Genomic DNA, 25,953 nt, shown 5'->3' with positions numbered 1-25,953 from the left:
CTGTTAAATGGCACGTTTCTTCCGTCGTCGTAAATTCTGCCGTTTCACTGCAGAAAACGTTAAAGAGATCGATTACAAGGATCTCAACACCCTGAAAGCTTACGTATCTGAAACCGGCAAGATCGTTCCTAGCCGTATCACGGGTACCAAGGCTCGTTATCAGCGTCAGCTGGCCACCGCTATCAAGCGTGCCCGCTTCCTGGCCTTGCTGCCTTACACCGACAGCCACGGCCGCTGATACGGGTTTTGTCGACAAGCCGTAAAGGATAGAACGCATGCGTGCCTTGGCTGATTTCATCATGCGGGGTCGTATGCAGGCCACCCTGGTGGTGGCGGGATGTGCGGCATTGCCGCTGTTGTTCTGGTTGAGTGCCGCTGCCGGCTGCCTTGTGCTGCTGCGGCGGGGGGCAAGCGATGCCGTTGGCGTTCTGGCCTGGGGCGTATTGCCAGCTTTTGTCTGGTGGTACTTCGGTGAGCCGCGCACCCTCATGGTGTTGCTGGGTTCACTCGGGCTTGCCGCGCTGCTGCGCGCGGGCTGGTCCTGGGGGCGGGTATTGCTGGCGAGCATTGGCCTGGGTGTGGTGTATGGCGTGGTACTGGGCGTCGCCTTTGGTGAGGCCTTGAACCAGCTGGCGGTGGCCATGAACAGCCACTTGCCCACCTTGCTCGGGGGGGTCTACCAGCGCTTGTCGCTGGCAGAGCAAGCCCACCTGGAGGCGTTGATCGCTCCAGTACTCACCGGTTTGATAGCAGCGCTGTTGCAGGCCGTCAGCCTGTTGGCCCTGATGCTGGGGCGCTATTGGCAGGCCGTGTTGTATAACCCCGGTGGGTTCGGGCGCGAGTTTCGTGCCGTCAAGCTCCCCGGCGCCGTGGCATTAGGCTTGTTGGCGTGCATGTTGGTAGGGCCGCAGTTCGGCCCGCAGGTGGCGATGTTAACGCCCCTTTGCAGTGTGCCGCTGATGTTTGCCGGTGTGGCCCTGGTGCACGGGCTGGTCGTTCGCGGCAAGCTCGGTCGCTTCTGGCTGGTAGGGTTGTACGTCACGCTCCTGCTGTTTATACAGCTGGCCTATCCGTTACTGGTGGCTGTGGCCATTGTCGACAGCCTGATTGATTTTCGCGGTCGCCTGGCCCCCGAAAAGGGGAATGACCAGGGTTCCGCGAACGGTGAAGGTTAAAGTTAAGAGGTTAATACCAAATGGAACTGATCCTGCTGGAAAAAATCGCCAACCTGGGCAACCTGGGCGATAAAGTAAACGTCAAGTCTGGCTATGGTCGTAACTACCTGCTGCCACAAGGCAAGGCTACTGCTGCTACCGCTGCCAACCTGGCTGCGTTCGAAGCTCGCCGCGCCGAACTGGAACAGGCTGCCGCCGACAAGAAAGCCTCGGCCGAAAGCCGCGCCGCTCAGCTGGCCGAACTGGAAGTCACCATCACCGCTACCGCGGGCGATGAAGGCAAGCTGTTCGGTTCGATCGGTACGCACGACATCGCTGACGCCCTGACCGCCTCTGGCGTTGAAGTGGCCAAGGCTGAAGTTCGTCTGCCGAACGGCACCATCCGCCACGTGGGCGAATACGACGTAGCTGTGCACCTGCACAGCGACGTTGAAGCGACCGTTCGCGTTGTGGTTGTAGCCGCCTGAGCCATTGGTTGGCCGCTCGGCCAGCCAGCAGGCTAACATTGGGCACGGTTCTGTCTTCGACAGGCCGTGCCCTTTGCTTTTGAGAACACCCAAGAATTCTTCCGGTCATGAACGAAATCTCGACGCCTGAACAGTACGACCTGCAAACCGCCGCGCTCAAGGTGCCGCCTCATTCCATCGAGGCCGAACAGGCCGTGCTTGGTGGCTTGATGCTGGACAACAACGCCTGGGAGCGGGTACTGGACCAGGTGTCCGACGGTGATTTCTACCGTCATGACCACCGCCTGATCTTTCGCGCCGTGGCGCGCCTGGCCGACCAGAACCTACCGTTCGACGTGGTCACGCTGTATGAACAGCTGGACAAGGAAGGGCAGGGCAGTCAGGTAGGTGGCCTTGCCTACCTGGGCGAGCTGGCCAAGAACACGCCTTCTGTCGCGAACATTAAAGCGTATGCGCAGATTGTTCGAGAGCGGGCTACCCTTCGCCAGCTGATCAGCATCAGCAGTGACATTGCCGACAGCGCGTTCAACCCCCAGGGTCGTAACGCCTCGGAAATTCTTGATGAGGCCGAGCGGCAGATCTTCCAGATCGCCGAGGCTCGGCCCAAGACAGGCGGCCCGGTGGGCGTGAACGACCTGTTGACCAAGGCCATCGACCGTATTGATACCCTGTTCAATACCGACCAGGCTATCACCGGCCTTTCCACCGGCTATACAGATCTGGATGAAAAAACCAGTGGCCTTCAGCCGTCCGACCTGATCATCGTGGCGGGGCGCCCCTCCATGGGTAAGACCACCTTTGCCATGAACCTGGTGGAAAACGCAGTGCTGCGCAGCGACAAGGCCGTGCTGGTGTACTCCCTCGAAATGCCAGGGGATTCGCTGATCATGCGTATGCTGTCGTCCTTGGGGCGTATCGACCAGACCAAGGTACGTACAGGCCGGCTGGACGACGACGATTGGCCACGGCTCACCTCTGCGGTAAACCTGCTCAACGACCGCAAGCTGTTTATCGACGATACGGCTGGTATCAGCCCGTCGGAAATGCGCGCGCGTACCCGTCGTATTGTGCGCGAGCATGGGGATATCGGCCTGATCATGATCGACTACCTGCAGCTGATGCAGATTCCAGGCTCCAGCGGTGACAACCGTACCAATGAAATTTCCGAGATCTCCCGCTCCCTCAAGGCGCTGGCCAAGGAATTCGAGTGCCCGGTAGTCGCGTTGTCGCAGCTCAACCGCTCGCTTGAACAGCGCCCGAACAAACGGCCGGTAAACTCAGACTTGCGTGAATCCGGTGCGATCGAGCAGGACGCTGACGTGATCATGTTCGTGTACCGGGACGAGGTGTACCACCCCGAAACCGAGCACAAGGGCGTTGCTGAAATCATTATCGGCAAACAGCGGAACGGGCCTATCGGAACGGTGCGGTTGGCCTTTATCGGTAAGTACACTAGGTTTGAGAACTTGGCCCCAGGCAGCTACCAATTCGACGACGAGTAGGAAAATATTCTGCGCTCGGTGATGCTGCGTTGAAATCAGGTGGGGCCGCCTAGGCTCGGAATGCTCATTTACAACTAGTAAACTCCGCTTCCTCGCCTGATTTCGCCTTGCCTGACCTTCGCTCGAATATTTTCTGAAGGTCATTCGTCTTCCTAAGTCCGACAAAGGTAGTCGGGTTTGGTTGTTTTTTGTGCTATTCTCCGCGACCGCGAATTCATGCGGGTCCATCTGTCTCAACCTCGGTTATCGCCATGCACGCAGCCAAGCCATTATTCGACTATCCAAAGTACTGGGCCGAATGTTTCGGGCCGGCGCCTTTCTTGCCGATGAGCCGTGCTGAGATGGATCAGCTGGGCTGGGATTCGTGCGACATCATCATCGTGACCGGCGATGCCTATGTAGACCATCCCTCGTTCGGGATGGCAATCATCGGTCGGCTGCTGGAAGCCCAGGGCTTTCGTGTCGGCATCATTGCCCAGCCAGACTGGACCAGCAAAGACGACTTCATGAAGTTAGGCGAGCCCAACCTGTTCTTCGGCGTGGCCGCCGGTAACATGGACTCGATGATCAACCGCTACACCGCGGACAAGAAAATCCGTTCCGATGACGCCTATACCCCTGGCGGCCTGGCAGGCAAGCGCCCAGACCGCGCCAGCCTGGTGTACAGCCAGCGGTGCAAGGAAGCCTACCGGCATGTACCTATCGTACTGGGCGGGATCGAAGCGTCGTTGCGCCGCATCGCCCATTACGACTACTGGCAGGACAAGGTTCGTCATTCGATCCTGATCGACGCCTGCGCCGATATCCTGCTGTACGGCAATGCCGAGCGCGCGGTGGTCGAAGTGGCCCAGCGGCTGTCGGCAGGCGAGTCGATCGAGAGCATCACGGACATTCGTGGGACGGCGTTCGTACGCCGTGACACGCCCGAGGGCTGGTACGAGGTGGACTCCACGCGTATCGACCGCCCCGGCAAGATCGACAAGATCATCAACCCCTACGTCAACACTCAGGACACCCAAGCCTGCGCCATCGAGCAGGAAAAGGGCCCGCAGGACGACCCGAGCGAAGCGAAGGTGGTGCAGATCCTCGAAAGCCCGCGCATGACCCGTGATAAAACGGTCATCCGCCTACCGTCGTTCGAAAAGGTACGGGGTGATGCTGTGCTGTACGCACACGCGAACCGCGTATTGCACCTTGAAACGAACCCAGGCAACGCCCGCGCATTGGTGCAGCGCCATGGCGAGATGGATGTGTGGTTCAACCCGCCTGCCATTCCCATGACCACCGAAGAAATGGACTACGTGTTCGGCATGCCGTATGCGCGGGTACCACACCCGGTGTATGGCAAAGAGAAGATTCCAGCCTATGACATGATCCGCTTCTCGGTGAACATCATGCGAGGCTGCTTCGGAGGCTGTACCTTCTGCTCGATCACCGAGCATGAGGGTCGCATCATCCAGAACCGGTCCGAAGAATCGATCATTCGTGAAATCGAAGAAATTCGCGACAGGGTGCCTGGCTTTACAGGTGTCATTTCCGACCTGGGTGGCCCTACCGCAAACATGTACCGTATCGCGTGCAAGAGCCCCGAGATCGAATCGGCGTGCCGCAAGCCGTCCTGTGTGTTCCCAGGCATCTGTCCGAATTTGAACACCGATCACTCGGCGCTGATTCAACTGTACCGTAGCGCACGGGCATTGCCCGGCGTGAAAAAGATTCTGATCGCTTCCGGCTTGCGCTACGACCTGGCCGTGGAGTCACCGGAATACGTGAAAGAGTTGGTCACCCATCATGTGGGCGGCTATCTGAAGATTGCGCCGGAGCATACCGAAGAAGGCCCGCTTAACCAGATGATGAAGCCGGGCATCGGCAGCTACGACCGCTTCAAGCGCATGTTCGAGAAGTACTCCAAGGAAGCCGGCAAAGAGCAGTACCTGATTCCGTACTTCATCGCGGCGCACCCTGGTACCACCGACGAAGACATGATGAACCTGGCTCTTTGGCTCAAGGGCAATGGCTTCCGCGCCGATCAGGTGCAAGCGTTCTACCCGTCGCCCATGGCCTCAGCCACGGCCATGTACCATTCGGGCAAGAACCCGCTGCGCAAGGTCACCTACAAGAGCCCTGCCGTGAGCATTGTGAAAAGTGATGCCCAGCGGCGCTTGCACAAGGCCTTTCTGCGTTACCACGACCCCAAAGGCTGGCCGATGCTGCGCGAGGCGCTTGAGCGCATGGGCCGAGCCGACTTGATCGGGCCGGGCAAGAACCAGCTGATTCCAGCCTATCAGCCTGAGGGTGATACCTATGTCAGCGCCCGCCGCAAGAATTCGACCCCCGCAGGCAGTCACAAGGTAGGGCGCGAGCAGCGCATCCTCACCCAGCACACGGGCCTGCCGCCCCGGGGTAGCGACGGCAGCAAACCGTGGGACAAGCGTGAGCAAGCCAAGGCGGCTGCCCAGGCCCGCCGCGAGCAAACCGCGCGTGAAAGCCGTGGCAGTGCCGCCAGCAAGGGCAAGAAAAAGCCGAGCCGCCAGCCGGTTATTCCTCGCTAGGCGCGCCTGGTTGTTCAGGCAAGGCACAAAGGCCTGGGTGGCTTTTCGTAGGCCTGGGTCGCTTAATCATCGTGATACAGCGGGCTCCCCAGGATGCCGGCCAATTGTCTGGAGTGTATGTATGTTGTGGAAAGCCCTGTTCGCCAGCCTGCTTGGACTGGCTGCCATGCCTGCACTAGCGGCCCAGTGCGACGTCACTGTGGACTCTACCGACCAGATGACCTTTGACCAGAAGGCCATGACCGTGAGCAAAAGCTGCAAAGCGTTCAAGGTGACACTCACCCACTCTGGCACCTTGCCGATACAGGTGATGGGCCATAACTGGGTACTCACCAAAACCGCTGATATGCGGGACGTCGCCAGCGACGGCATGAGCGCAGGTGCGGACAAGGGTTACCTCAAGCCTGAAGACACCCGAGTGATTGCCCATACCCGAATGATTGGTGCAGGCGAGCAGGACAGTGTCACCTTCGATGCGTCCGCCCTTGACCCTGCCGGGCAATACACCTTCTTCTGCAGTTTCCCTGGCCACATCGCCATGATGCAAGGCACGCTCAAGGTTGTGGACTGACCTCAAGCACACAGGCTATGCCGTGCGCTGTGGGACCGGTCGCAGCCGAAGGCGAAGGCCGGGAACCTGCCGTTTCCCAGACAGGAGGATGCAGGAGGGCGCGCTCACATCACCTTGAACACATGACGCAAATAAGCCACGAAATTAGGATCGCGGCATTGAGTCTTGGCGGCCTCGTCAGAAATCTTCGCCACTGGCGCGCCGTTGCAACTGGTCATCTTCAGCACCATGCTCATGGGCTTCACGCCGTCGAGGTCGCACGTAAGGTTAGTGCCGATGCCGAAACTCACATTGATACGCCCGCGCAATACGCGGAACAGGTTTAGTGCCCGGGGCAGGTCCAGGCCATCGGAGAACACCAGTGTCTTGGTCATAGGGTCGATGCCGAGCTTGCGGTAGTGGGCGATGGCTTTTTCGGCCCATACCACCGGGTCACCCGAATCGTGGCGCAGGCCGTCGAACAGCTTGGCAAAGTACAGGTCGAAATCGTTGAGGAAGGCATCCATGGTAATGGTGTCGGTCAACGCGATACCCAGCAGGCCCCGGTACTCGCGCACCCAGCAGTCCAGGGCTGCGATCTGGCTGTCGATCAGCCGAGGCCCTAGTTGCTGGTGCGCCATTACCCATTCGTGCGCCATGGTGCCCAAGGGCTTAAGGTCATACTTGCGTGCCAGGTACACATTGCTGGTGCCTACGAACCGCGCCGGAAACTCGGCTTTCAACAGCCGCACCACTTCATCCTGTACGCCGAAGGAAAAGCGCCGGCGTGTACCGAAATCTGCCACCTGCAGGCCTGCCAATTCGTCCACCGTGGCGTTAGCCACCAGCCAGTCGAATTTGCGGTACAGGGCGTCCCGGGCCTTTTGTAGCGTGACCTGCGGGTGCAAGGCACGGTTGCGTACCTCGCTGATCATGGCTAGCACCGGCACCTCGAACAGAATCACGTGCAGCCAAGGCCCTTTGAGTCGAATAAACAACTCATCGTGTTCGATACCGATCTGAACGTAGCGCAAGTTGAAGCGGAACAACCCCAGGAAGCGCAGGAAATCCGGCTTCATGAAGTTGATGTTCTCCAGGAAGGCCGTTTCCTCATCAGACAGGCTCAGCTCGCACAGGCGCTCCATTTCGTGCCGCAGCATTTGAAGGTAGGGCCGCAGGTCTTCACCGTTGCGGCAACGAAACTCCCATTCCACATCGGTATTAGGGTAGTTGTGCAGCACAGCCTGCATCATCGACAGCTTGTACAGGTCGGTATCCAGCAATGACTGAATAAGGGCAGGGCCAAAGGGTGAATCAATCATCAAGGGCTCCAGGTAGGCCAATGCCGTTCAGACAGCGGGCTATGCAAAAAGTCGAGCAGGGCTGACAGCTTTGTATGTCATTCGCAATGGTGCGTGGTGTAGCGCCTGCGCACCGCCATTGTGCACTTCCGTTACGCTTGTTGTTACGCCCGGGTTGCGCTGGCTTGTGGGTAATGGTTGCTCCGTAACTGTTGTGCCGGTTGCTCCTGGCCATTGCCATGGTACTACTTGCCGTGCTGCAGACGGTTGCACGTCCCACAGGCACGCCTCTTTGCCACCCTTTCTGAAAACCTGTGCTAAGACTTTGAGCATACCGAAAAAATGATGGCACGCTGCTTGCTCTGAGCAGAGCGCTGAAGTTGTAGTGCCAACCAAAATAATGTTCAGGAGCACCACCTCATGTCGCAGACGTTTTCCAAGAAAGGCATTCTGGCCCTGGCTGTTGCTACCGCCATGGGCGTTGCGTCTTATGCTCAGGCTGATGTGAAGATAGGTGTTGGCGGTCCTATGACCGGCGCTAACGCTTCATTCGGCGAACAGTACATGAAAGGCGCACAGGCAGCGGCGGATGCCATCAACGCTGCTGGCGGCGTGAACGGGGAGAAGATTGTGCTGGTGGCAGGCGATGATGCCTGCGAGCCTAAACAGGCCGTAGCCGTGGCCAACCGCCTGGTAGACCAGGATAAGGTTATTGGCGTGGTAGGGCACTTCTGCTCATCCTCTACCATCCCGGCTTCTGAGGTGTACGCTGATGCAGGCGTGATCGCTATCACGCCTGGCTCGACCAACCCCACCGTGACAGAACGTGGCTTGGCAACCATGTTCCGCATGTGCGGCCGCGATGATCAGCAAGGTGTTGTAGCGGGCGACTACATCGTGGACATGCTCAAGGCCAAGAAAGTGGCCGTGATCAACGACAAGGACACCTACGGCAAGGGCTTGGCCGATGCGACCTCGGCTCAGCTCAAGAAGCGCGGCGTGACGCCTGTATTGGAAGAAGGCCTGACCCGTGGCGAGAAAGACTTCAGCGCCTTGGTGACCAAAATCCGCAGCACCGGTGCGGAAGTGGTGTTCTTCGGCGGCCTGCATCCAGAGGCGGGCCCTCTGGTTCGTCAGATGCGTGAGCAGGGCCTGAAAGATGTGAAATTCGTGTCCGATGACGGCATCGTGACCGATGAACTGGTGACCACTGCCGGTGGCGCGCAATACGTCGATGGCGTGTACATGACCTTCGGCGCCGACCCCCGCCTGTTGCCTGATTCCAAAGCCGTGGTAGACGGGTTCCGCAAGAGCGGCTACGAGCCTGAAGGCTATACCCTGTATGCCTACGCCTCGTTGCAGGCGCTGGCCGCCGGGTTCAATGGCGCCAAGTCCAACAAGGGCGAAGACGCTGCCAAGTGGCTGAAGGCCAACCCGGTCAAGACCGTAATGGGCGAGAAAACCTGGGACAGCAAGGGCGACTTGAAAGTGTCGGACTACGTGGTGTACCAGTGGGGCTCAGACGGCAAATACAAGCAGCTCGAAAAACAAAAATAAGCGTTGTGGGCTGGCGTGCGGGCCTGCGCCCCACGCCAGTGCGTGCCTTACCCTGCCTGCGCAACATGACAGCCGGCCGTACCTCGTGGCACTTCCAGGGTACGGGTGGCTGGCGCGCTGATACGTTCACGAGAGTGCATGATGGACGGTATTTTCCTGCAGCAAATGGTCAACGGGCTGACCCTGGGGTCGGTCTACGGGTTGATCGCCATCGGCTACACGATGGTGTACGGCATCATTGGCATGATCAACTTCGCCCATGGCGACGTGTACATGGTCAGCTGTTACCTCTCGGCCATCGGGCTGGCCGTGCTGTCCTTTTTCGGCATCGAGTCTTTCCCCTTCCTGATCCTCGGTACGCTGATCTTTACCATCGTGGTCACGGGGGTGTACGGGTTTGTGATCGAGCGCGTGGCGTACAAGCCCTTGCGCAACTCCACACGTCTGGCACCGCTGATCAGCGCCATCGGCATTTCGCTGATCCTGCAGAACTACGTACAGATCAGCCAAGGGTCACGCCAGCAAGGCGTGCCTACGCTGCTTGAGGGCGGCTGGCGGTTCGAGGTCGGCTCGGGCTTCGTACAGCTGAGCTACACCAAGCTATTCATCATCATTGCTGCCTTCGTGGGCATGGCGGTGCTGACCTACATCATCAAGTACACCAAGCTGGGCCGCATGTGCCGGGCCACCCAGCAAGACCGCAAAATGGCTTCTATCCTGGGCATCAACACCGACCGGGTGATCTCCTACGTGTTCATCATCGGTGCGGCCATGGCGGCACTGGCTGGTGTGCTAGTGACCATGAACTACGGCACCTTCGATTTTTACGCAGGCTTCATCATCGGTATCAAGGCCTTCACTGCGGCTGTACTCGGGGGCATCGGCTCATTGCCCGGCGCCATGCTGGGCGGGTTGATCCTGGGGGTAGCTGAATCGCAGTTCTCCGGGCTTGTGAACTCTGACTACAAAGACGTGTTCAGCTTCGGCCTGCTGGTGCTGATACTGATCTTCCGTCCCCAAGGCCTGCTGGGTCGCCCACTTGTGGCGAAGGTGTGACCATGTCTTCTGCGATCAATAAACCTGTCAACCTCAAGAAAAGCGTCATTGATGCGATCGTGGCCGGCCTGCTGGCGCTGATCGTGTTCGGCCCTGTCGTGGGTATTGTGCTCGACGGCTATGGCTTCAACCTGCAGCCGGCCCGCACCGCCGTGATTGTGGCCATTGTGATGGCCGGGCGTTTCCTCCTCAGCCTGTTCCTGCAAACCCCGAGCGGCCTGCGTATTGCGCAAGGTTTCGAGAGCAGCGGGGGCGGCGTACATGTGCTGGCCCCGGACTACAAGTCCCGCCTGCGCTGGATCATCCCGCTGTTAATCGTGATTGCGTTGGTGTTCCCGGTGTTTGCCAACAAGTACATGCTCACCGTGGTCATTCTGGGCTTGATCTATGTGCTGCTGGGGTTGGGGTTGAACATTGTGGTGGGCCTGGCCGGCCTGCTGGACCTAGGGTACGTGGCCTTCTACGCCATCGGGGCTTACGGCCTGGCTTTGGGTTACCAGTACCTGGGCCTGGGCTTCTGGTCAGCATTGCCATTGGCGGCTATTGCAGCAGCCCTGGCGGGGTGCATCCTGGGCTTCCCGGTGTTACGCATGCACGGGGACTACCTGGCGATCGTGACACTGGGCTTTGGTGAAATCATCCGCCTTGTGCTGAACAACTGGCTGGATTTCACTGGCGGCCCTAACGGTGTGCCAGTCCCTTCGCCTACGATCTTCGGCCTTGAGTTCGGACGTCGCGCCAAGGACGGTGGTATCCCCATCCACGAATATTTCGGCTTCGAATACAACGGGGACCTGAAATTCCTGTTTATCTACGCCGTGCTATTCCTGGTGGTAATGCTGGTGCTGTACGTCAAGCACCGCCTGACCCGCATGCCGGTAGGGCGGGCATGGGAAGCCTTGCGCGAGGATGAGATCGCCTGCCGTGCCATGGGCCTCAACCATGTGCTGGTCAAGCTGTCTGCCTTTACCATTGGTGCTTCCACGGCAGGCCTGGCCGGTGTGTTCTTCGCCAGCTATCAAGGCTTTGTGAACCCCACCTCGTTCACCTTCTTCGAGTCGGCACTGATACTGGCCATTGTGGTACTGGGTGGCATGGGCTCTACAGTCGGCGTAGTCATTGCAGCCTTCGTATTGACCGTGACACCTGAGCTGTTGCGCAGCTTTGCCGAGTATCGGGTGCTGCTGTTCGGCATCCTTATGGTGTTGATGATGATCTGGCGGCCACGCGGGCTTATCCGTATCAGCCGTACCGGGGTAATGCCGCGCAAAGGAGTGGCGCCATGAACGACGATATCATTCTGTCTGTCGAGCACCTGATGATGCAGTTCGGCGGTATCAAGGCGCTAAGCGACGTCAACCTGCAGGTCAAACGCAACTCCATCTTTGCCCTGATCGGGCCGAACGGCGCAGGCAAGACCACCGTGTTCAACTGCCTTACAGGCTTTTACAGGGCCAGTGGCGGCCGCATCCAGCTCAATGCCCGCAAGGGCAGCGTAGAAGTGATCAAGTTGCTGGGCGAGCCGTTCAAGGCGTCGGACTTCGTGGCCCCCAACCGCTTCTTCAGCCGGCTGTACTACAAGATGTTCGGCGGTACTCACTTGGTGAACCGCGCGGGCCTGGCCCGGACGTTCCAGAACATTCGGCTGTTCAAGGAAATGTCGGTGGTGGAAAACCTGCTGGTCGCCCAGCACATGTGGGTCAACCGCAACATGATCGCCGGCATTCTCAACACGCCTGGCTACCGCAAGGCCGAAGCGCGTGCGTTGGAAACCGCGTTCTACTGGCTGGAAGTGGTAGACCTGGTGGATTGCGCCAACCGCCTGGCCGGTGAGCTGTCCTACGGGCAGCAACGCCGGCTGGAGATTGCCCGCGCCATGTGTACCAGGCCCCAGGTGATCTGCCTGGATGAGCCGGCTGCAGGCTTGAACCCGCAGGAAACCGAAGCGCTGAGCGGGATGATCCGCCACCTGCGGGACCACCACGACATGACCGTGGTATTGATCGAGCACGACATGGGCATGGTAATGAGCATTTCCGACGACATCGTGGTGCTGGATCACGGCAATGTGATCGCGGTAGGCAAGCCGGAGCAGATCCGCAATGACCCGAAAGTGATCGCAGCCTACCTAGGTGCCGACGAGGAGGAGCTGGTATGACCGCCCCTATTCTGGAGCTCAAGGCCATCGATGTGTTCTATGGGCCCATACAGGCTTTGAAGCAGGTATCGATGCACATTAACCCTGGCGAGACTGTCAGCCTGATCGGCTCCAACGGCGCAGGCAAGTCCACGCTGCTGATGTCGATCTTCGGCCAGCCACGTATTGCGGCAGGGCAGATCTTCTACCAAGGCACCGACATCAGCCAGAAGTCCTCCCACTACATTGCCTCAAATGGTATTGCCCAGTCGCCGGAAGGGCGACGGGTATTTCCGGACATGTCGGTGGAGGAAAACCTGATGATGGGCACTATTCCCATTGGTGACAAATACGCCGGTGACGATATGCAACGAATGTTCGACCTGTTCCCGCGGCTCAAGGAACGGCGTAATCAGCGGGCCATGACCATGTCCGGCGGCGAGCAGCAGATGCTGGCTATCGCACGTGCCTTGATGAGCCGCCCCAAACTGTTGTTGCTGGATGAGCCTTCCCTGGGGCTTGCCCCTATTGTGGTGAAGCAGATCTTCGCCACGCTGCGGGAGCTGGCTAAGTCTGGCATGACCATCTTTTTGGTAGAACAGAACGCCAACCACGCGTTGAAGCTCTCGGACCGAGCGTACGTGATGGTCAACGGGCAGATCCGCTTGAGTGGCACAGGGCAGGAACTGCTGTCCAACGACGACGTGCGTAATGCCTACCTGGGCGGGCACTGACATAGCGGGCGTCCTTCTGAGCCGGCTTGAAAATGTGGAAAACATTTTCTGGCCGGCTTTGGAATGTGACAGAAGGCCACATTTTCATAGCGTCTATCACCCCTGCCTTTTAGCCCCCAGCCGCCGTGGACCAGGCTGTTGATAACCTGGGTGTGTAACGCTAGAGGCCGCGTGCCACGTGGCTTTCAAGCGATTGATCAAAAAACGTACTGCCGCCCCTGCTAGCTTCTATTGCTACCTTGTCAAGGCTTGACAGATGACGGGTGGGCGAGTAAGTGGCCTGTGGATAACTCTGTGGGAAACCTTTGGAAACGATGCTGTAGAGGCCGTATTCAGCGCCTTGAGTCGGTTCGTTATACAGAGCAAATTATTTTTGGGGCTCAGCCCGAAAGGAAATTTGCCTCGGCCAATTGTGTCCATGGCGCGCGGCGGGCATGCTGAGGTCCCTACTTATCTATCGTTTGGCCGGTTCGCTGGCACCTTAGGAGAACCTAATGACTTCCACCGTCTTTATCACTGGCGCCACGTCCGGCTTCGGCGAAGCCTGTGCCCGGCGCTTTGCCGAGGCCGGCTGGTCGCTCATCATCACGGGCCGTCGTGAAGACCGGCTTAACGCCTTGGCCGAAGAGCTGTCCGCCAAGGTAGAGGTGCTGCCATTGGCCGTGGACGTTCGAGACCGCAAAGCCATGGAGGCGGCCATTGGTGGCCTGCCAGCGCAGTTCTCCACCCTGACTGCCCTGGTGAACAATGCGGGCCTGGCCTTGGGCAATGATCCAGCGCCTTCGTGTGACTTGGACGACTGGGAAACCATGGTCGATACCAATATCAAGGGCTTGCTGTATACCACCCGGCTGCTCCTGCCTCGGCTGATCGCCCATGGTAAAGGCGCAGGTATCGTCAACCTGGGCTCAGTAGCCGGTAGCTACCCTTATCCGGGCAGCCATGTATACGGGGGCACCAAGGCCTTCGTGAAACAGTTCTCCCTGAACCTGCGCTGTGACCTGCAGGGCACGGGTGTGCGCGTAACGGACCTGGAGCCTGGCATGTGTGAGAGCGAGTTCTCACTGGTGCGCTTTGGTGGGGACAAGGCGCGCTATGACGCGACCTACGCTGGCGTCGAACCCCTCCAGCCCCAAGACATTGCCGACACCATTTACTGGATTCTCACCCAGCCGGCCCACATCAATGTGAACCGCCTGGAAGTGATGCCAGTGAACCAGGCTTGGGCGGGCTTTGCGGTCAACCGCCAGAATTGAGCGCGCTAGCCAAGGCCGCCAGGCAGGTGTAGAGGTGGTAGGGCGTGGTGGATGGCATGTCATGCCGGCTCACGGCGCCTGCGGCGTCCCTGCATTCGAACCAGCCTGCAGGGCGCAAGAACTGGGCTTGCAGGTGCTGCAAGCCAGCCTTCAGCGCATCGTCGCTATGTGGGAGCAGGGTGAGCGCGCGGAGGTATTCGGCCTGTGCCCAGATGCGACGCGTGCCGTCCAGCAAGGTGCCGTCAGCCTTGAGTGTGGCGCATACAGCCCCGTCGCGCAGCCCTTGCTGCTGTGAGCGCACCATCGCTTCAGCCATGTCGGCTGCCAGGGCATGTGTGCTCAGCCGCGCGGATGAGGCCAGCAGGTAGAACCATTCGAACTGGTGGCCAGGCTCGTACCAGTTGTCCACAGCGGTGAGTGGTTTTTCCAGCAGCACGCCGTGCTGCGGGTCAAAGAACTGCTTGTGCATGCCATTGCACAGGTCCAGCAGCGCCGCGTGTGTTGCCGCCTCCGGGCGCACTTCAAGGCTGGCCAGGAACGCCTCGGCCAAATGCATCAAAGGGTTCTGCAGTGCACCTTGCCCCAGGCTCGACCAGTCTTGGGCCAGGCAGGCTTCGTACAACCCATGGTTGATCGAGAACCGTTGCACGGCTGCCAAGGCTTGGTCCAGGCACGCCTGCGCGGCCGGCTCGCTGCGCAGGTAATGGGCGCAGGCGAACACGATGAACGCGTGGGTGTATAGGTCTTTGCGGGTGTCCAGAGGTTGGCCATGGGCATCGACGCTATAAAACCAGCCACCCTGAACGGGGTCAGCGAAATGCCGGTTCAGTGAATCGAACAGTTGCCTGGCGCGTTGGGCCGCACCTGGGCGCTTGCCCAGGGAGGTAAACACGAACAGCTGTCGCGCACAGGCCATGGCCCGATAACGCTGGGCTGGCAAAGGCTGGTGCTGTTCATCCAGGGCCTCGTAGGGCAGCTGAAGGTCGGCGTTCCAACCTGGCCCTTCCCACAAAGGAACGATGCCAGTGAGAAAATGTTCCCACACCAAGGTGTAGGTAGCGGCAAGCTGAGGGTTCACGCAGGAGGCAGGCATGGACGGCTTCATGGGGCGGCAAATGCGCGCCACTCTAGCAGAAAACCAAGGCCAGGTCGGCACACCTGGCAGGCGCCACAGCCCCGTAGGTGCCGGCCTTGGCCACGCATAGCGCTACGCTGCCAGCAGATACCCCCCAGCAATGGCTGCCGCTGCACCTGCCAGGCGCACCAAGGGCGCAGCTGCATTGGGCAGCCAGCGGACAACGGCGTAGCCTGCGGCATGTAAGGCGGCCGTGACACCAATGAAGCCGGCCGCATAGGCCCAGGCGCTGGACATGGCCGGCAGCTCAAGGCCATGAGCCATGCCATGGCACAGTGCAAAGCCTGCGGTAGCTATCATTGCCAGCGACAGCGGCGGGCGCACGGCCAGCGCTACAGCCAGGCCCAGCGCCAGTACCGAGGCTGCAATTCCGCTTTCCAGGCCCGGCAGTTCTACACCGGCAAAGCCCAGGCCGCCACCTGCCAGCATGGCGACCAGGAACGTGCAGGGCAGTGCCCAACGCCCGCGGCCTTCCTGCTGGGCCGCCCACAGGCCTACGGCAACCATGGCCAGCAGGTGGTCCAGGCCACTGAGCGGGTGGCTGGCGCCGGCCAGCAGGCCCTGGCCATGGCCGGGGTGGGCGAATGCCACGGTGGGCAAGGCAAACAGAGCAAGCGTGGCGATCAACTGCTTACGGGTCATAACGGCTTCCTTGTGGTCAGGCTGCGTTCAGCAGGCCTTGGCGTTCGATAAAGGCGATAATGGCGTCCAGCCCCTGGCCGGTTTTCTGATTGCTGAACACAAAAGGCTTCTCGCCGCGCATCTTGCGCGTGTCCCGGTCCATGCTGTCCAGTGACGCGCCTACCAGGTCTGCCAGGTCGATCTTGTTGATAACCAGCAGGTCGGATTTGCAGATGCCCGGGCCGCCCTTGCGCGGCAGCTTGTCCCCGGCCGATACATCGATCACGTACACCGTCAGGTCCGACAACTCAGGGCTGAAGGTGGCCGAAAGGTTATCCCCACCGGACTCCACCAGAATCAGGTCCAGCCCAGGAAACCGCCGGTTCAGCTGGTCCACAGCTTCGAGGTTGATGGAGGCGTCTTCGCGAATGGCGGTGTGCGGGCAACCGCCGGTTTCCACGCCAATAATCCGCTCGGGTGCCAGTGCCTGGTTGCGCACCAGGAAGTCCGCGTCCTCGCGGGTATAGATGTCATTGGTGACCACCGCCAGGTTGTAGCGCTCACGCAGGGCCAGGCACAAGGCCAGGGTCAGCGCCGTTTTGCCGGAGCCCACAGGGCCGCCGATACCGACTCGCAAGGGTTGGGTGTTCATGCAGTTCTCCTAGGATCTGAACAGGCGGCTGTACTGGCGTTCGTGGGCCATGCTGGCCAACGCCAGGCCGAACGGGGCGCTGCCGATGTGGGTAGGGTTCAAGGCGCAGGTAGCGCACCGGGCGTGCTCCAGTGCCGGCAGCAGCTCGCTGGTCAATTGCTGGGCGGCCTGTTGCCCCAGTGGCAAGGTCTTCATCAGTACCGCCAGCTGGTTCTCTAGCCAACCCCAGAGCCAGGCTGCCAGGGCGTCTTCCGGAGAAAGGCCCCATGCCCTGGCAGCCAGTGCCCAGCCGAGTGCCATATGGGGCTCGTCCATGTGGTCAAGCAAAGCGCGCGCGGCACTGTCCAGCTCGGGGAGCCCCAACAATAGTTGTTTGAGCGAATAGCCCATTTGCCGGCTTTCCAGATGCAGCTCCCGGGTTTCCCGGCTGGCACGGTGTTCTTCACTTCGCTGCTTCAAGGCAGGCCAGTCCTCGTCGGCTGCCAGCCGACAATGGGCTAGAAGCACAGGGCCATCGAACCGGCACAGGTTCAGTTCAAGCTGGTCGCGCAGCCAAGTGGCGGCCGTGGCTCGGCACCGCACGTGACCTGCCTCTACCGCCATCTCCAGCCCTTGGGAGTAGCTATAGCCGCCAATGGGCAGTTGCGGGCTGGCCAGGCGCAGCAGTGCCCACGCGTTGGTCACCGCGCGGCGCCGAACTGGTGCAGGCGCGGGGCATAGTTGAAGCCTTCCTCCCCTTGATGGGAGTGGTGATGGCCGCCCCCATAGGCGCCGTACTCGGGCTGGAAGGGGGCTTCCAGAGGCTGCACCGTCGCACCCAACTGCTCAAGCATGCCCCGAAGTACATGGTCATCCAGTAACCGTAGCCAGCCGTCGCCGATTTGCAGCGCCACATGGCGGTTGCCCAAGTGATAGGCCGCTCGAGTCAATTCCAAAGCGTTGGCACAGGTGACGTGCAACAGCGATTCAGGCCGGGCACATACCCGAACGACGCGGCCATCTTGGGCTTCCAGGCAGTCGCCGTCACGTAAAGGAGGCTGCCCCCGCTCAAGGAATAGCCCCACGTCTTCCCCGCCCTGTGAAAAGCAGCGCAAACGACTCTTGCTACGAGCTTCATAGGTAAGGTGCACCTCGGCATCCCAGGTAGGCTGTGCTGATAGACGGCGATGTATCACAAGCATGGGTCAGTTTCCGGCAAGGACCGATACAAGCGTAGAGCAAGGGCCTTGCCAAGCTGGCTAGGCCAATGAAGCAGTAGCAAAACCGGGAAGGTGCGAGTCGGATTGGGGCAGGGCGAGGTTAAATGTGGTGCATCAGGCTATGATTCGCACCATTGCAGTGCTTGATGGGGCAGGCGGAACGGGCCTGCAGGTCAGGCGCCAAGCTTGAGGCGCGTAAAAGGCCCTAGGCAGTGGCGCGAAGGCTGCGGTCTGCGCCATCTTGGGCAATGCTGTAGGTGTGCTGAATACTCAGGGCCGCTGTTGGCTTGGCTTGAGTCGCCACGGCTTGGTCAGTAACCGGCAGGGCGAAAGCACTTACGGTAACCAGAGACAAGGCTGCAGCGAGGAAAAGGTGTTTCATGGCAGGCGATTCCAAAAAGTGTTGGGCAGGTTTTCAAGCTGCCTATGCTACGCCGCGCCTGCCATTGCGGAAGTCGATCCTGAGCATGGTCTCCATCGACCGGAACGATGGCTTCGGGCCTTGTCTGCCTGTCTCGCTTAACCTTGCCAAAAGGCAGGTATGCACCAAAGGCACGCCGAGCCAGGCACGTTCGCCCGAACCAGCGCCGCCTCGCTGTAGTCACAAGCCTGACCATTCATTAGCGCGCTCATGAGAGAACAGGGTCGCTGTAAAGGAGATACCCATGTCCCGCCCCCTTCGTATCATTGCCTGGACCGTCGCCACGCTTGTGGTGCTGGTACTTGCCCTTGTGGTGTTTATCGCGACGTTCAATTGGAACCGGGTAAAGCCTACGCTTAACGAAAAGGTATCCACTGCCTTGCATCGTCCGTTCGCCATCAACGGCAACCTTGCGGTGGAGTGGGCGCGAGAGCCGGACGAAGGCGGCCTGAAAGCCTGGGTACCTTGGCCACATTTCATTGCCGACGATATCAGCCTGGGTAACCCGGACTGGTCCAGCACGCCGCAGATGGCCGGCCTCAAGCGCATTGAGTTTCGGTTGTCGCCCTTGCCCCTGCTGGCTCAGCACATTGTCATCCCTCGCATCAACTTGACCGAGCCTACCGCGGACCTACAGCGCTTGAAGGATGGTCGCGCTAACTGGGCCTTCGACATGGGGCCGAAGGATGAGTCGGCAGAGCCCTCCAGCTGGGTGTTGGACATTGGCGCCATCGGCTTCGACAAAGGCAAGGTTACCCTGGACGACGCCACCCTGAACACTCAAGTGGAGGTGCTGATCGACCCATTGGGCAAGCCCATCCCCTTCAAGGCCTTGGCAGGCCAGACAGACGCTGCCAAAGCGTTGGAGAAAGAGGGCAACAGCGCCCAGGACTATGCCTTCGGTTTCAAGGCCACTGGCAAGTACAAAGGCCTGCCTGTGAAAGGTGATGGCAAGATCGGCGGGTTGCTGGCGCTGCAGGACACCCGCCAGCCGTTCCCTGTGCAAGTGGACGTCACCGCTGGCGACACCCATGCCGCTGCGGTCGGCACCCTGACCGACCCCCGCAACCTGGGAGCCTTGGACCTTCATCTGAAGCTGTCAGGCACCAGCCTGGGCAACCTGTTCCCGCTGACGGGCGTGAACCTGCCGGATTCACCCGCCTACAGCACCGATGGCCATCTGATCGCACGCTTGCACGAGGCCGGCGGCGCTACGTTCCGCTACGAGGGCTTCAATGGCCGTATCGGTGATAGCGATATTCATGGTGACCTGGGCTTTGCAGCAGCCCAGCCACGGCCGAAACTGACCGGCAAGCTGGTGTCCAACCAATTGCTGTTCGCGGACCTGGCACCCTTGATCGGTGCCGACTCCAACGCCGAGCAGAAGGCCCGAGGTGGCGCAAGTAAACAGCCTAACGGTAAGGTGCTGCCGGTCGAAGAATTCAAGACTGACCGCTGGCGTGCCATGGATGCTGACGTGGAGTTCTCTGGCAAGCGCATCGTGAAAAGCGAGAGCCTGCCTATTACAGACCTGTACACCCATGTAGTGCTAGACGATGGCAAGCTGAGCCTGGAGCCCTTGCGCTTTGGAGTAGCGGGCGGCCAGTTGGATGCCCAGGTAGGCCTCAATGGCCGCTCCACGCCACTGCAGGGCCAGGCAAAGCTCAGTGCCCGCGGCTTCAAGCTCAAGCAGCTGTTTCCAACCTTCGAACCCATGCGCACCAGCTTCGGTGAGCTTAACGGCGATGCACAGTTCTCAGGCACCGGGAACTCGGTTGCCGCCTTGCTAGGTACGTCCAATGGTGGCGTAAAGATGTTGATCAACGATGGCGCCGTGAGCCGGGATCTGATGGAAATCGCAGGCCTGAACGTCGGTAACTATGTGATGGGCAAAATCTTTGGCGACAAGGAAGTGAAGATCAATTGTGCGGCCGCGGACGTGGGGATTAAAGACGGCTTGGCTAGCACCAATCTCTTTGTATTCGATACGGAAAATGCGGTGATCTACATCGACGGCGATGCCAACTTCAAGACTGAACGCATGGACTTCAAGGTAACGCCCGAGTCCAAGGGCTTCCGCCTGTTCTCCCTGCGCTCCCCGTTGTACGTACGCGGCACGTTCGCCAAGCCCAGCGCCGGTGTGCAAACCGTGCCCCTGCTGCTGCGCGGTGCTGGCATGGTGGCGTTGGGTGCGGTCGTAGCCCCTGCGGCCGGCCTGTTGGCCCTGGTCGTGCCCAGTGGCGACAAGGCGCCCAACGAATGCCGCCCACTGCTGGAGCAGATGCAGCAGGGCAAGGTGCCGAAAACGGTGAGGTGAGGCGGATGTCATTGATTTGCTAGTTGCACTGCCTACTTGACTTGGTTCAGGTAGGCAGATGCCGACGCGCTGTCATATCCACGCCTACTGCCCTCATGACCGCTAATAGGGTTTTAAGCGTTGGGTTACCTTTTTCGCTAAATGACCGATAGAGCATTTCACGGGATAACCCTGATTCTCTGGCCAATTCCGTCATACCTTTGGCCCTGGCCACTACCCCTAGTGCTTTAGCGATATGCCCTGCATCGCCTGTCTCGAAAGCATCAGCCATAAATACCGCTATGCTCTCGGGGTCCGTTAAAGCAGACGCTGGATCATATTCATAGAGCTGTTCATTCATTGCTATCTACCCTAACTCATTGCAACACGCTGTAGCTTATAAGTCACATTTAGTTGAAAAAGTAAAGCGCTTGGCCAAGCGTGTAAACGGCAGTTCGTAACGTGGTTTTTCAGGCAGGGTAGCAGCGTTCATAAAAAACCAGGCATCGCCTGGTTTATTGTCCCAACTGCTGAACAGAATCAGCTCAGGTCGGCCAAGATGTCCGCCATATCGTCGGCGTGCTCTTCTTCCTGGGCCAGGATGTCTTCGAAGATGCGGCGAGTGGTGGGGTCTTTCTCACCGATGTATTGCACGATCTCGCGGTAGGAATCGATGGCGATACGTTCGGCTACCAAGTCTTCGTAGACCATTTCCTTGAGGTTGTTGCCCGCTTTGTACTCGGCGTGGGACATGGCCGAAATCTTGTCGGGGTCGAACTCCGGCTCGCCACCCAATTGCACGATACGCTCGGCCAGGCGATCAGCGTGCTCGGCTTCCTGCTGTGCGTGCTCGGCAAACTCTTCAGCGGCCACGCTGGCCTTGAGGCCAGTCGCCATGAAGTAGTGACGCTTGTAGCGCAAGGTGCAAACCAGTTCGGTGGCCAGCGATTCGTTCAGCAGGCGAATGATCTCTTCGCGGTCTGCGGTATAGCCTTCGGTCACGGCGCCATTGTCGACGTTCTGGCGGGCGCGTTCTCGCAGGGTGTTCTTGTCTGTCAATTGCAGGTTCAGCATGGTGGTTCTCCAGGCTAGTATTCACGGAACCGGCCTGCTCTGTTCAGGGCGCTCTGGGCGCGTGGCAGGCTCGGTCTAGATGTGAGTGGCCGCTGCGCTGAAGGTTTCACCCAAGCGTGAGGCGGCCAGGCCTCACTTGGCCATTTCGTTCTGCTTGCGCTGTTCGCAGGTCATGAAGCCCTTGGTATCTACCAGGCCCGCACTGTTGAAGCTTACGTAGTAGGGCTGCTGGTGGCCTTCGCGGTTCAGGATGTAGTTGTTGCAGGTCCCATTGCTGGAGCCTGCGGTGCCTGGCACCACTGTGGAAGCCGGACCGCCAATGGTGTTCACCTGTTGCATGGTCATGCCTTTCTCTACCTGCTTGACCAAGGGCTCGTTGCGGTAGGTCACGAAATCCACAGGGTTCTCGGGTGTGGTCTGGCAGCCCGCAAGCATGGCTAGGGTGGAAGCGGCGATCAGGGTTTGCCGAAACATGGGTATCGCTCCTTGAAAAGCCGGAATGGCTACGGGATTTGGAGCTTTGCTTGTGCGCAAGAGTTCGAACTTTCCACGCAGTGATCAGCCGTTACATTGCCGCCCCGCTTTAGGCTGGTGAAGCGTCACGTTCACTGGCAGACTGCCCATCCTTTCCGGGTGGTTTGTTCGAGGCCGTATGCCCACGTTTTCGTCACGTCATGTACTGATCGCCAGCTGGGTGCTGGTTATTGGCGGGCTATTGCTGGTGCTGCCGCTGCGCCTGTTGCCTAGCCTGCTGGCGGGCCTTCTGGTTTTCGAACTGGTCAATATGCTTACCCCCCAGTTGCAACGGCTGACCGCCGGGCCTCGAGCACGCTGGCTGGCGGTGGCCTTGCTGGGCACGCTGGTGGTGTGTGGGCTAGCGTTGATCTTCTTCGGTGCGTTCAGCCTGGTGCTTCACGAAGTGGAAAACCCCGGCGCGTCCTTGGACAAGTTCATGCGGGTTGTGGACCGGGCAAGGGGCCAGTTGCCGCCTGCCATCGATGCGTACCTGCCTGCCAGCGCTGCTGAATTTCGCGTGGCGATCGGGGCCTGGATGGGCAAGCATCTCAGTGACCTTCAACTGATAGGCAAGGACGCTGTGCACACCTTCGTTACCTTGCTGATTGGCATGGTGCTGGGCGCGATCATTGCGCTTCAGCGGGCGCCAGAGCATGCCGAGCGCCAGCCACTGGCAGCGGCCCTGTACAAACGGCTGAGCCTGCTGGTGCAGGCGTTCCGCAACATCGTGTTTGCACAACTCAAGATCTCGCTGCTCAACACCGCCTTTACCGCCATTTTCCTGGCCGTGGTGCTGCCCTTGATCGGTATCAAGCTGCCGCTGACCAAAACCCTGATCGTGCTTACGTTCCTGCTGGGGTTGCTGCCGGTGATCGGTAACCTGATCTCCAATACCCTGATTACCATCGTAGGGCTGTCGATCTCAGTCTGGGTCGCGGTGGGCGCGCTGGCCTACCTGATCCTCATCCACAAGGTGGAGTACTTCCTCAATGCCCGCATTGTAGGTGGGCAAATCCGTGCCAAGTCCTGGGAGCTATTGCTGGCGATGTTGATTTTCGAGGCAGCGTTTGGCCTGCCCGGCGTGGTGGCCGGGCCGATCTACTACGCGTACCTCAAGAGCGAGCTGCGCGAGGCGGGGTTGGTATAGGGCTGAATGCCTGGCGAATGGGCGTGCCGTTTTTCCCGGTCTACGCCCGGTCCCACAAGCGGTAACGCAGCAACTGCAGACGTCAGCCGTAGCGGCGCCAGGCTTCGATGGCCAAGCCGCTGCCGATGCTGCCGAAGCGGTTGCCTTCCACATGGCGAGCGTTGGGCAGCATGGCCGCAACGCTGTTACGCAAGGCAGGGATACCGCTGGAGCCGCCAGTGAAGAATACGGTGTCCACCTGCGCTTCGGTGATGCCTGCACGCGCCAAGGTTTCTCGCACGCTGTTGCGCACCCGGCCCAGCAGGCCTTCGATGGCACTTTCGAACAGCGTGCGGGTCAGGTTCACACTTAGCCCTGGTTCAATCCGGTCCAGTGCCAGCAGCCGGTTGGGCGCCTCGGTGAGCTGGATCTTGGTCTCTTCCACTTCCATGGCCAACCAATGCCCGGCGCGCTGTTCGATCAGCCGGAACAGGCGGTCGATGCCCAGGGTGTCCTCGATGTCGTAACGCATGTTGCCCAGGGAAATCTGGGATTTTTGCGAATACACGGCGTTGATGGTGTGCCAGGTGGCAAGGTTCAAGTGGAAGCTGGTGGGCATCAGGGCTTGGCTTTTCATGCGGCTGCCATACCCGAACAGGGGCATTACACCCTGGACGCTCAGTTGCTTGTCGAAGTCCGTACCGCCCACGTGTACACCGCCCGTAGCCAGGATATCGCTTTGGCGTTCGGTCAGGGCACGGCGTTCCGGTGCCAGGCGCACCAGGGAAAAGTCGGAGGTACCGCCGCCGATGTCGACGATCAGTACCAGTTCTTCACGGTCGATGCCGGACTCATAGTCGAAGGCCGCCGCGATAGGCTCGTACTGAAAGGACACGTCTTTGAAACCCACCTTGCGCGCAACAGCGGCAAGGGTGTCTTCGGCGTCCTGATCGGCGCTGGCATCGTCGTCCACAAAGAACACTGGGCGGCCCAGCACAACCTGGTCGAATGCGCGCTCACCGGCCTGCTCGGCTCGTTGCTTGAGTTGGGTAATGAACAGGCCTAGTAAGTCTTTGAAGGGCATGGCGCTGCCCAGCACGCTGGTGTCGTGCTTGATCAGCTTGGAACCCAGCAAGCTTTTGAGCGACCGCATCAGCCGGCCCTCGTAACCGTCCAGGTATTCCTTCAGCGCCAGGCGCCCGTAGACTGGGCGGCGTTCCTCGGCGTTGAAAAATACCACTGACGGCAGCGTGATCTTGCCGTCTTCAAGGGCAAGCAAGGTCTCTTGGCCTGGGCGATACCAGCCCACCGTGGAGTTGGAGGTGCCAAAGTCGATGCCGCAGGCGCGAGCGAAGGAATCGGAGGTCATGGGTCGGCCCTTGGAAAAAAACGGCCGCGCAGTGTATGCCAGCGTTCAACGAAATCGAAGGGCAGGCGTCGGTTATTTTAATGGGCTCGTGCCTTGAAAGCTGGCTATTGGCCCCAACCTAGAAGCCATTACCCGCGCGAACCTTTGCCACAGGCAACGTCTGATTGAAGACGCCCCCGCGCTTTCCTCTTTTCAGGTGGTACCCATAAATGGATTTCAAAGACTACTACAAGGTACTTGGCGTAGAGCCCAGTGCAGATGAGAAGACCATCAAGGCCGCGTACCGCAAGCTTGCTCGCAAATACCACCCGGACGTGAGCAAGGAGCCCAATGCCGAAGCGCATTTCAAAGAGGCCAACGAAGCCTACGACGCCCTCAGTAGCCCCGAAAAACGCGCCGAATACGACGAGCTTCGCAAGTACGGTGTGCACGGCCGACCCTTCCAGGCGCCGCCTGGGTATGGTGGTGGCAATTTCGGTGGCGAACAGGCTGATTTTTCCGACTTCTTCAGCTCTATCTTCGGCAACCAGAGCCGCGCGGGCAACCCGTTTGGCAACGCCCGCGGGCAGTCGCGCAATGCTAGCCGGAGGGGCAAAGACGTAGAGCTGGACCTGGCGCTGTTTCTAGAGGAAACCCTGGCCGGTGAGTCCAAGCAGGTCAGCTTCCGAGTGCCGCAATACAATGCAGCCGGGCACCCCACGGGCAGTGCTACCAAAACGCTGAACGTCAAGATCCCAGGCGGTGTTGCCGATGGCGAGCGCGTCCGCCTCAAAGGCCAAGGCGGCCCTGGCCATGCGGGGGGTGAGCCAGGTGACCTGTACATCACCATTCGCTATGCACCGCACCCACGCTTCACGGCCGAAGGCACCGACCTAGTAGTTGAAGTGCCTGTCGCCCCTTGGGAGCTGGCCCTCGGGGCCAAGGTACCAGTACCTACGTTGACAGGCCGCATCAACCTGACCGTGCGCCCGGATAGCCAGAACGGCCAGCGCCTGCGCGTGAAGGACAACGGCCTGCCCATCAAGGGCGGCGGCCGTGGTGACCTGTTCGTGCAGTTGAAGGCCGTGATGCCACCTGCTAACGACAGTACCAAAGCGTTGTGGGCGCAGTTGGCCAGCAAGTCAGGGTTCGATCCTCGGGGCGCTTAGCTGCGAGCCATAAGCTGCAAGCTGCAAGCTGCAAGCGACAAGCGACAAGCCGCTCGATCTAAGCTTGAGGCTTGAGGCTTGAGGCTTGAGGCTTGAGGCTTGAGGCTTG

Annotated in this window: 26 protein-coding genes; 15 read left to right on the top strand and 11 right to left on the bottom strand. The window is 59.8% G+C overall.

Features of this window, described 5'->3' with window-relative positions:
* The first annotated feature begins 7 nt into the window (after positions 1-7).
* The 6 genes from rpsR to azu all read left to right on the top strand — a co-directional run bounded on the left by rpsR (position 8) and on the right by azu (position 6,267).
* Positions 8-238 (top strand): 30S ribosomal protein S18, encoded by a 231-nt coding sequence (gene rpsR, locus ACSAMW_RS13040; RefSeq protein WP_040260021.1) that lies wholly within the window; start codon positions 8-10, stop codon positions 236-238.
* Between the two features lie 37 nt (positions 239-275).
* Positions 276-1,175 carry a hypothetical protein gene (locus ACSAMW_RS13035; protein ID WP_500590663.1) on the top strand — a complete coding sequence of 300 codons (900 nt, stop codon included), beginning with the start codon at positions 276-278 and terminating at the stop codon, positions 1,173-1,175.
* Between the two features lie 20 nt (positions 1,176-1,195).
* On the top strand, positions 1,196-1,642 hold the full coding sequence (gene rplI / locus ACSAMW_RS13030) for a 50S ribosomal protein L9 (protein ID WP_168082889.1): 447 nt from the start codon (positions 1,196-1,198) through the stop codon (positions 1,640-1,642).
* 107 nt (positions 1,643-1,749) lie between these two features.
* Positions 1,750-3,144, top strand: a complete 1,395-nt coding sequence (gene dnaB, locus ACSAMW_RS13025; protein WP_168082887.1) for a replicative DNA helicase — start codon at positions 1,750-1,752, stop codon at positions 3,142-3,144.
* A gap of 251 nt (positions 3,145-3,395) precedes the next feature.
* The gene (locus ACSAMW_RS13020) at positions 3,396-5,696 is read left to right on the top strand and encodes a YgiQ family radical SAM protein (RefSeq protein WP_500590662.1); all 2,301 of its coding nucleotides are present in this window, start codon (positions 3,396-3,398) and stop codon (positions 5,694-5,696) included.
* 121 nt (positions 5,697-5,817) lie between these two features.
* Positions 5,818-6,267 carry an azurin gene (gene azu, locus ACSAMW_RS13015; protein WP_500590661.1) on the top strand — a complete coding sequence of 150 codons (450 nt, stop codon included), beginning with the start codon at positions 5,818-5,820 and terminating at the stop codon, positions 6,265-6,267.
* Between the two features lie 104 nt (positions 6,268-6,371).
* On the opposite strand, the gene pncB is transcribed toward azu, so the two are convergent.
* Entirely contained in the window at positions 6,372-7,568 is a 1,197-nt protein-coding gene (gene pncB, locus ACSAMW_RS13010) for a nicotinate phosphoribosyltransferase (RefSeq protein WP_500590660.1), read from the bottom strand.
* Positions 7,569-7,967: 399 nt separating this feature from the next.
* On the opposite strand from pncB, the gene ACSAMW_RS13005 reads away from it, so the two are divergent.
* From ACSAMW_RS13005 to ACSAMW_RS12980, 6 genes are all read left to right on the top strand, one after another.
* Entirely contained in the window at positions 7,968-9,104 is a 1,137-nt protein-coding gene (locus ACSAMW_RS13005) for a branched-chain amino acid ABC transporter substrate-binding protein (RefSeq protein ID WP_500590659.1), read from the top strand.
* Positions 9,105-9,245: 141 nt separating this feature from the next.
* Entirely contained in the window at positions 9,246-10,160 is a 915-nt protein-coding gene (locus ACSAMW_RS13000; RefSeq protein WP_168083505.1) for an ABC transporter permease subunit, read from the top strand.
* 2 nt (positions 10,161-10,162) lie between these two features.
* A complete protein-coding gene (gene livM, locus ACSAMW_RS12995) occupies positions 10,163-11,446 on the top strand; it encodes a high-affinity branched-chain amino acid ABC transporter permease LivM (protein WP_500590658.1) in 1,284 nt (427 codons plus the stop codon).
* Positions 11,443-12,318: an ABC transporter ATP-binding protein gene (locus tag ACSAMW_RS12990; RefSeq protein WP_500590657.1), complete on the top strand. Its 876-nt coding sequence runs from the start codon at positions 11,443-11,445 to the stop codon at positions 12,316-12,318. Before livM ends, ACSAMW_RS12990 begins: the two co-directional genes overlap by 4 nt.
* The gene (locus ACSAMW_RS12985) at positions 12,315-13,031 is read left to right on the top strand and encodes an ABC transporter ATP-binding protein (protein WP_168082871.1); all 717 of its coding nucleotides are present in this window, start codon (positions 12,315-12,317) and stop codon (positions 13,029-13,031) included. The genes ACSAMW_RS12990 and ACSAMW_RS12985 overlap by 4 nt, the downstream gene beginning before the upstream one ends.
* Before the next feature lie 494 nt (positions 13,032-13,525).
* On the top strand, positions 13,526-14,287 hold the full coding sequence (locus ACSAMW_RS12980; protein WP_500590656.1) for an SDR family oxidoreductase: 762 nt from the start codon (positions 13,526-13,528) through the stop codon (positions 14,285-14,287).
* On the opposite strand, the gene ACSAMW_RS12975 is transcribed toward ACSAMW_RS12980, so the two are convergent.
* From ACSAMW_RS12975 to ACSAMW_RS12950, 6 genes are all read right to left on the bottom strand, one after another.
* Positions 14,271-15,380, bottom strand: coding sequence for an AGE family epimerase/isomerase (locus ACSAMW_RS12975; RefSeq protein ID WP_500590655.1), 1,110 nt, complete (start codon positions 15,378-15,380; stop codon positions 14,271-14,273). The two genes, ACSAMW_RS12980 and ACSAMW_RS12975, sit on opposite strands and share 17 nt — an antisense overlap.
* Before the next feature lie 114 nt (positions 15,381-15,494).
* On the bottom strand, positions 15,495-16,064 hold the full coding sequence (locus ACSAMW_RS12970; RefSeq protein WP_500590654.1) for a HupE/UreJ family protein: 570 nt from the start codon (positions 16,062-16,064) through the stop codon (positions 15,495-15,497).
* A 16-nt stretch (positions 16,065-16,080) separates the two neighbouring features.
* On the bottom strand, positions 16,081-16,695 hold the full coding sequence (ureG, locus tag ACSAMW_RS12965; RefSeq protein ID WP_500590653.1) for an urease accessory protein UreG: 615 nt from the start codon (positions 16,693-16,695) through the stop codon (positions 16,081-16,083).
* Positions 16,696-16,704: 9 nt separating this feature from the next.
* The gene (locus tag ACSAMW_RS12960; protein ID WP_500590652.1) at positions 16,705-17,379 is read right to left on the bottom strand and encodes an urease accessory protein UreF; all 675 of its coding nucleotides are present in this window, start codon (positions 17,377-17,379) and stop codon (positions 16,705-16,707) included.
* Positions 17,376-17,876 (bottom strand): urease accessory protein UreE, encoded by a 501-nt coding sequence (gene ureE / locus ACSAMW_RS12955; RefSeq protein WP_500590651.1) that lies wholly within the window; start codon positions 17,874-17,876, stop codon positions 17,376-17,378. The genes ACSAMW_RS12960 and ureE overlap by 4 nt, the downstream gene beginning before the upstream one ends.
* Positions 17,877-18,099: 223 nt before the next feature.
* Entirely contained in the window at positions 18,100-18,276 is a 177-nt protein-coding gene (locus ACSAMW_RS12950; RefSeq protein WP_500590650.1) for a hypothetical protein, read from the bottom strand.
* A 283-nt stretch (positions 18,277-18,559) separates the two neighbouring features.
* Here ACSAMW_RS12950 and ACSAMW_RS12945 point away from each other — a divergent pair, with 283 nt between their 5' ends.
* Positions 18,560-20,632 (top strand): AsmA family protein, encoded by a 2,073-nt coding sequence (locus ACSAMW_RS12945; protein ID WP_500590649.1) that lies wholly within the window; start codon positions 18,560-18,562, stop codon positions 20,630-20,632.
* A 46-nt stretch (positions 20,633-20,678) separates the two neighbouring features.
* On the opposite strand, the gene ACSAMW_RS12940 is transcribed toward ACSAMW_RS12945, so the two are convergent.
* The 3 genes from ACSAMW_RS12940 to osmE all read right to left on the bottom strand — a co-directional run bounded on the left by ACSAMW_RS12940 (position 20,679) and on the right by osmE (position 22,159).
* A complete protein-coding gene (locus ACSAMW_RS12940; RefSeq protein WP_500590648.1) occupies positions 20,679-20,972 on the bottom strand; it encodes an addiction module antidote protein in 294 nt (97 codons plus the stop codon).
* A gap of 179 nt (positions 20,973-21,151) precedes the next feature.
* Positions 21,152-21,685 (bottom strand): ferritin-like domain-containing protein, encoded by a 534-nt coding sequence (locus ACSAMW_RS12935; RefSeq protein WP_168082851.1) that lies wholly within the window; start codon positions 21,683-21,685, stop codon positions 21,152-21,154.
* A gap of 132 nt (positions 21,686-21,817) precedes the next feature.
* A complete protein-coding gene (gene osmE / locus ACSAMW_RS12930; protein WP_500590647.1) occupies positions 21,818-22,159 on the bottom strand; it encodes an osmotically-inducible lipoprotein OsmE in 342 nt (113 codons plus the stop codon).
* 178 nt (positions 22,160-22,337) lie between these two features.
* Between osmE and ACSAMW_RS12925 the strand changes: the two genes are divergently transcribed.
* Entirely contained in the window at positions 22,338-23,348 is a 1,011-nt protein-coding gene (locus ACSAMW_RS12925) for an AI-2E family transporter (RefSeq protein WP_500590646.1), read from the top strand.
* Between the two features lie 82 nt (positions 23,349-23,430).
* Here the strand turns inward: ACSAMW_RS12925 and ACSAMW_RS12920 are convergent, their stop codons facing one another.
* Positions 23,431-24,696, bottom strand: coding sequence for an Hsp70 family protein (locus ACSAMW_RS12920; protein WP_500590645.1), 1,266 nt, complete (start codon positions 24,694-24,696; stop codon positions 23,431-23,433).
* A 209-nt stretch (positions 24,697-24,905) separates the two neighbouring features.
* Here ACSAMW_RS12920 and ACSAMW_RS12915 point away from each other — a divergent pair, with 209 nt between their 5' ends.
* Entirely contained in the window at positions 24,906-25,844 is a 939-nt protein-coding gene (locus ACSAMW_RS12915; RefSeq protein ID WP_500590644.1) for a DnaJ C-terminal domain-containing protein, read from the top strand.
* Positions 25,845-25,953: the final 109 nt, after the last annotated feature.

The organism is Pseudomonas sp. AB39(2026) (assembly GCF_059831485.1).
The sequence above is the reverse complement of the archived record's forward strand: the minus strand, read 5'-3'. Positions and strand labels throughout refer to the sequence as shown.

What these genes read in the sequence shown, in the direction of transcription:
- rpsR (WP_040260021.1), top strand. Translation starts at nt 8, where the DNA reads ATGGCACGTTTCTTCCGTCGTCGTAAATTCTGCCGTTTCACTGCAGAA.
- ACSAMW_RS13035 (WP_500590663.1), top strand. Translation starts at nt 276, where the DNA reads ATGCGTGCCTTGGCTGATTTCATCATGCGGGGTCGTATGCAGGCCACC.
- rplI (WP_168082889.1), top strand. Translation starts at nt 1,196, where the DNA reads ATGGAACTGATCCTGCTGGAAAAAATCGCCAACCTGGGCAACCTGGGC.
- dnaB (WP_168082887.1), top strand. Translation starts at nt 1,750, where the DNA reads ATGAACGAAATCTCGACGCCTGAACAGTACGACCTGCAAACCGCCGCG.
- ACSAMW_RS13020 (WP_500590662.1), top strand. Translation starts at nt 3,396, where the DNA reads ATGCACGCAGCCAAGCCATTATTCGACTATCCAAAGTACTGGGCCGAA.
- azu (WP_500590661.1), top strand. Translation starts at nt 5,818, where the DNA reads ATGTTGTGGAAAGCCCTGTTCGCCAGCCTGCTTGGACTGGCTGCCATG.
- pncB (WP_500590660.1), bottom strand. Translation starts at nt 7,568, where the DNA reads ATGATTGATTCACCCTTTGGCCCTGCCCTTATTCAGTCATTGCTGGAT.
- ACSAMW_RS13005 (WP_500590659.1), top strand. Translation starts at nt 7,968, where the DNA reads ATGTCGCAGACGTTTTCCAAGAAAGGCATTCTGGCCCTGGCTGTTGCT.
- ACSAMW_RS13000 (WP_168083505.1), top strand. Translation starts at nt 9,246, where the DNA reads ATGGACGGTATTTTCCTGCAGCAAATGGTCAACGGGCTGACCCTGGGG.
- livM (WP_500590658.1), top strand. Translation starts at nt 10,163, where the DNA reads ATGTCTTCTGCGATCAATAAACCTGTCAACCTCAAGAAAAGCGTCATT.
- ACSAMW_RS12990 (WP_500590657.1), top strand. Translation starts at nt 11,443, where the DNA reads ATGAACGACGATATCATTCTGTCTGTCGAGCACCTGATGATGCAGTTC.
- ACSAMW_RS12985 (WP_168082871.1), top strand. Translation starts at nt 12,315, where the DNA reads ATGACCGCCCCTATTCTGGAGCTCAAGGCCATCGATGTGTTCTATGGG.
- ACSAMW_RS12980 (WP_500590656.1), top strand. Translation starts at nt 13,526, where the DNA reads ATGACTTCCACCGTCTTTATCACTGGCGCCACGTCCGGCTTCGGCGAA.
- ACSAMW_RS12975 (WP_500590655.1), bottom strand. Translation starts at nt 15,380, where the DNA reads ATGCCTGCCTCCTGCGTGAACCCTCAGCTTGCCGCTACCTACACCTTG.
- ACSAMW_RS12970 (WP_500590654.1), bottom strand. Translation starts at nt 16,064, where the DNA reads ATGACCCGTAAGCAGTTGATCGCCACGCTTGCTCTGTTTGCCTTGCCC.
- ureG (WP_500590653.1), bottom strand. Translation starts at nt 16,695, where the DNA reads ATGAACACCCAACCCTTGCGAGTCGGTATCGGCGGCCCTGTGGGCTCC.
- ureE (WP_500590651.1), bottom strand. Translation starts at nt 17,876, where the DNA reads ATGCTTGTGATACATCGCCGTCTATCAGCACAGCCTACCTGGGATGCC.
- ACSAMW_RS12950 (WP_500590650.1), bottom strand. Translation starts at nt 18,276, where the DNA reads ATGAAACACCTTTTCCTCGCTGCAGCCTTGTCTCTGGTTACCGTAAGT.
- ACSAMW_RS12945 (WP_500590649.1), top strand. Translation starts at nt 18,560, where the DNA reads ATGTCCCGCCCCCTTCGTATCATTGCCTGGACCGTCGCCACGCTTGTG.
- ACSAMW_RS12940 (WP_500590648.1), bottom strand. Translation starts at nt 20,972, where the DNA reads ATGAATGAACAGCTCTATGAATATGATCCAGCGTCTGCTTTAACGGAC.
- ACSAMW_RS12935 (WP_168082851.1), bottom strand. Translation starts at nt 21,685, where the DNA reads ATGCTGAACCTGCAATTGACAGACAAGAACACCCTGCGAGAACGCGCC.
- osmE (WP_500590647.1), bottom strand. Translation starts at nt 22,159, where the DNA reads ATGTTTCGGCAAACCCTGATCGCCGCTTCCACCCTAGCCATGCTTGCG.
- ACSAMW_RS12925 (WP_500590646.1), top strand. Translation starts at nt 22,338, where the DNA reads ATGCCCACGTTTTCGTCACGTCATGTACTGATCGCCAGCTGGGTGCTG.
- ACSAMW_RS12920 (WP_500590645.1), bottom strand. Translation starts at nt 24,696, where the DNA reads ATGACCTCCGATTCCTTCGCTCGCGCCTGCGGCATCGACTTTGGCACC.
- ACSAMW_RS12915 (WP_500590644.1), top strand. Translation starts at nt 24,906, where the DNA reads ATGGATTTCAAAGACTACTACAAGGTACTTGGCGTAGAGCCCAGTGCA.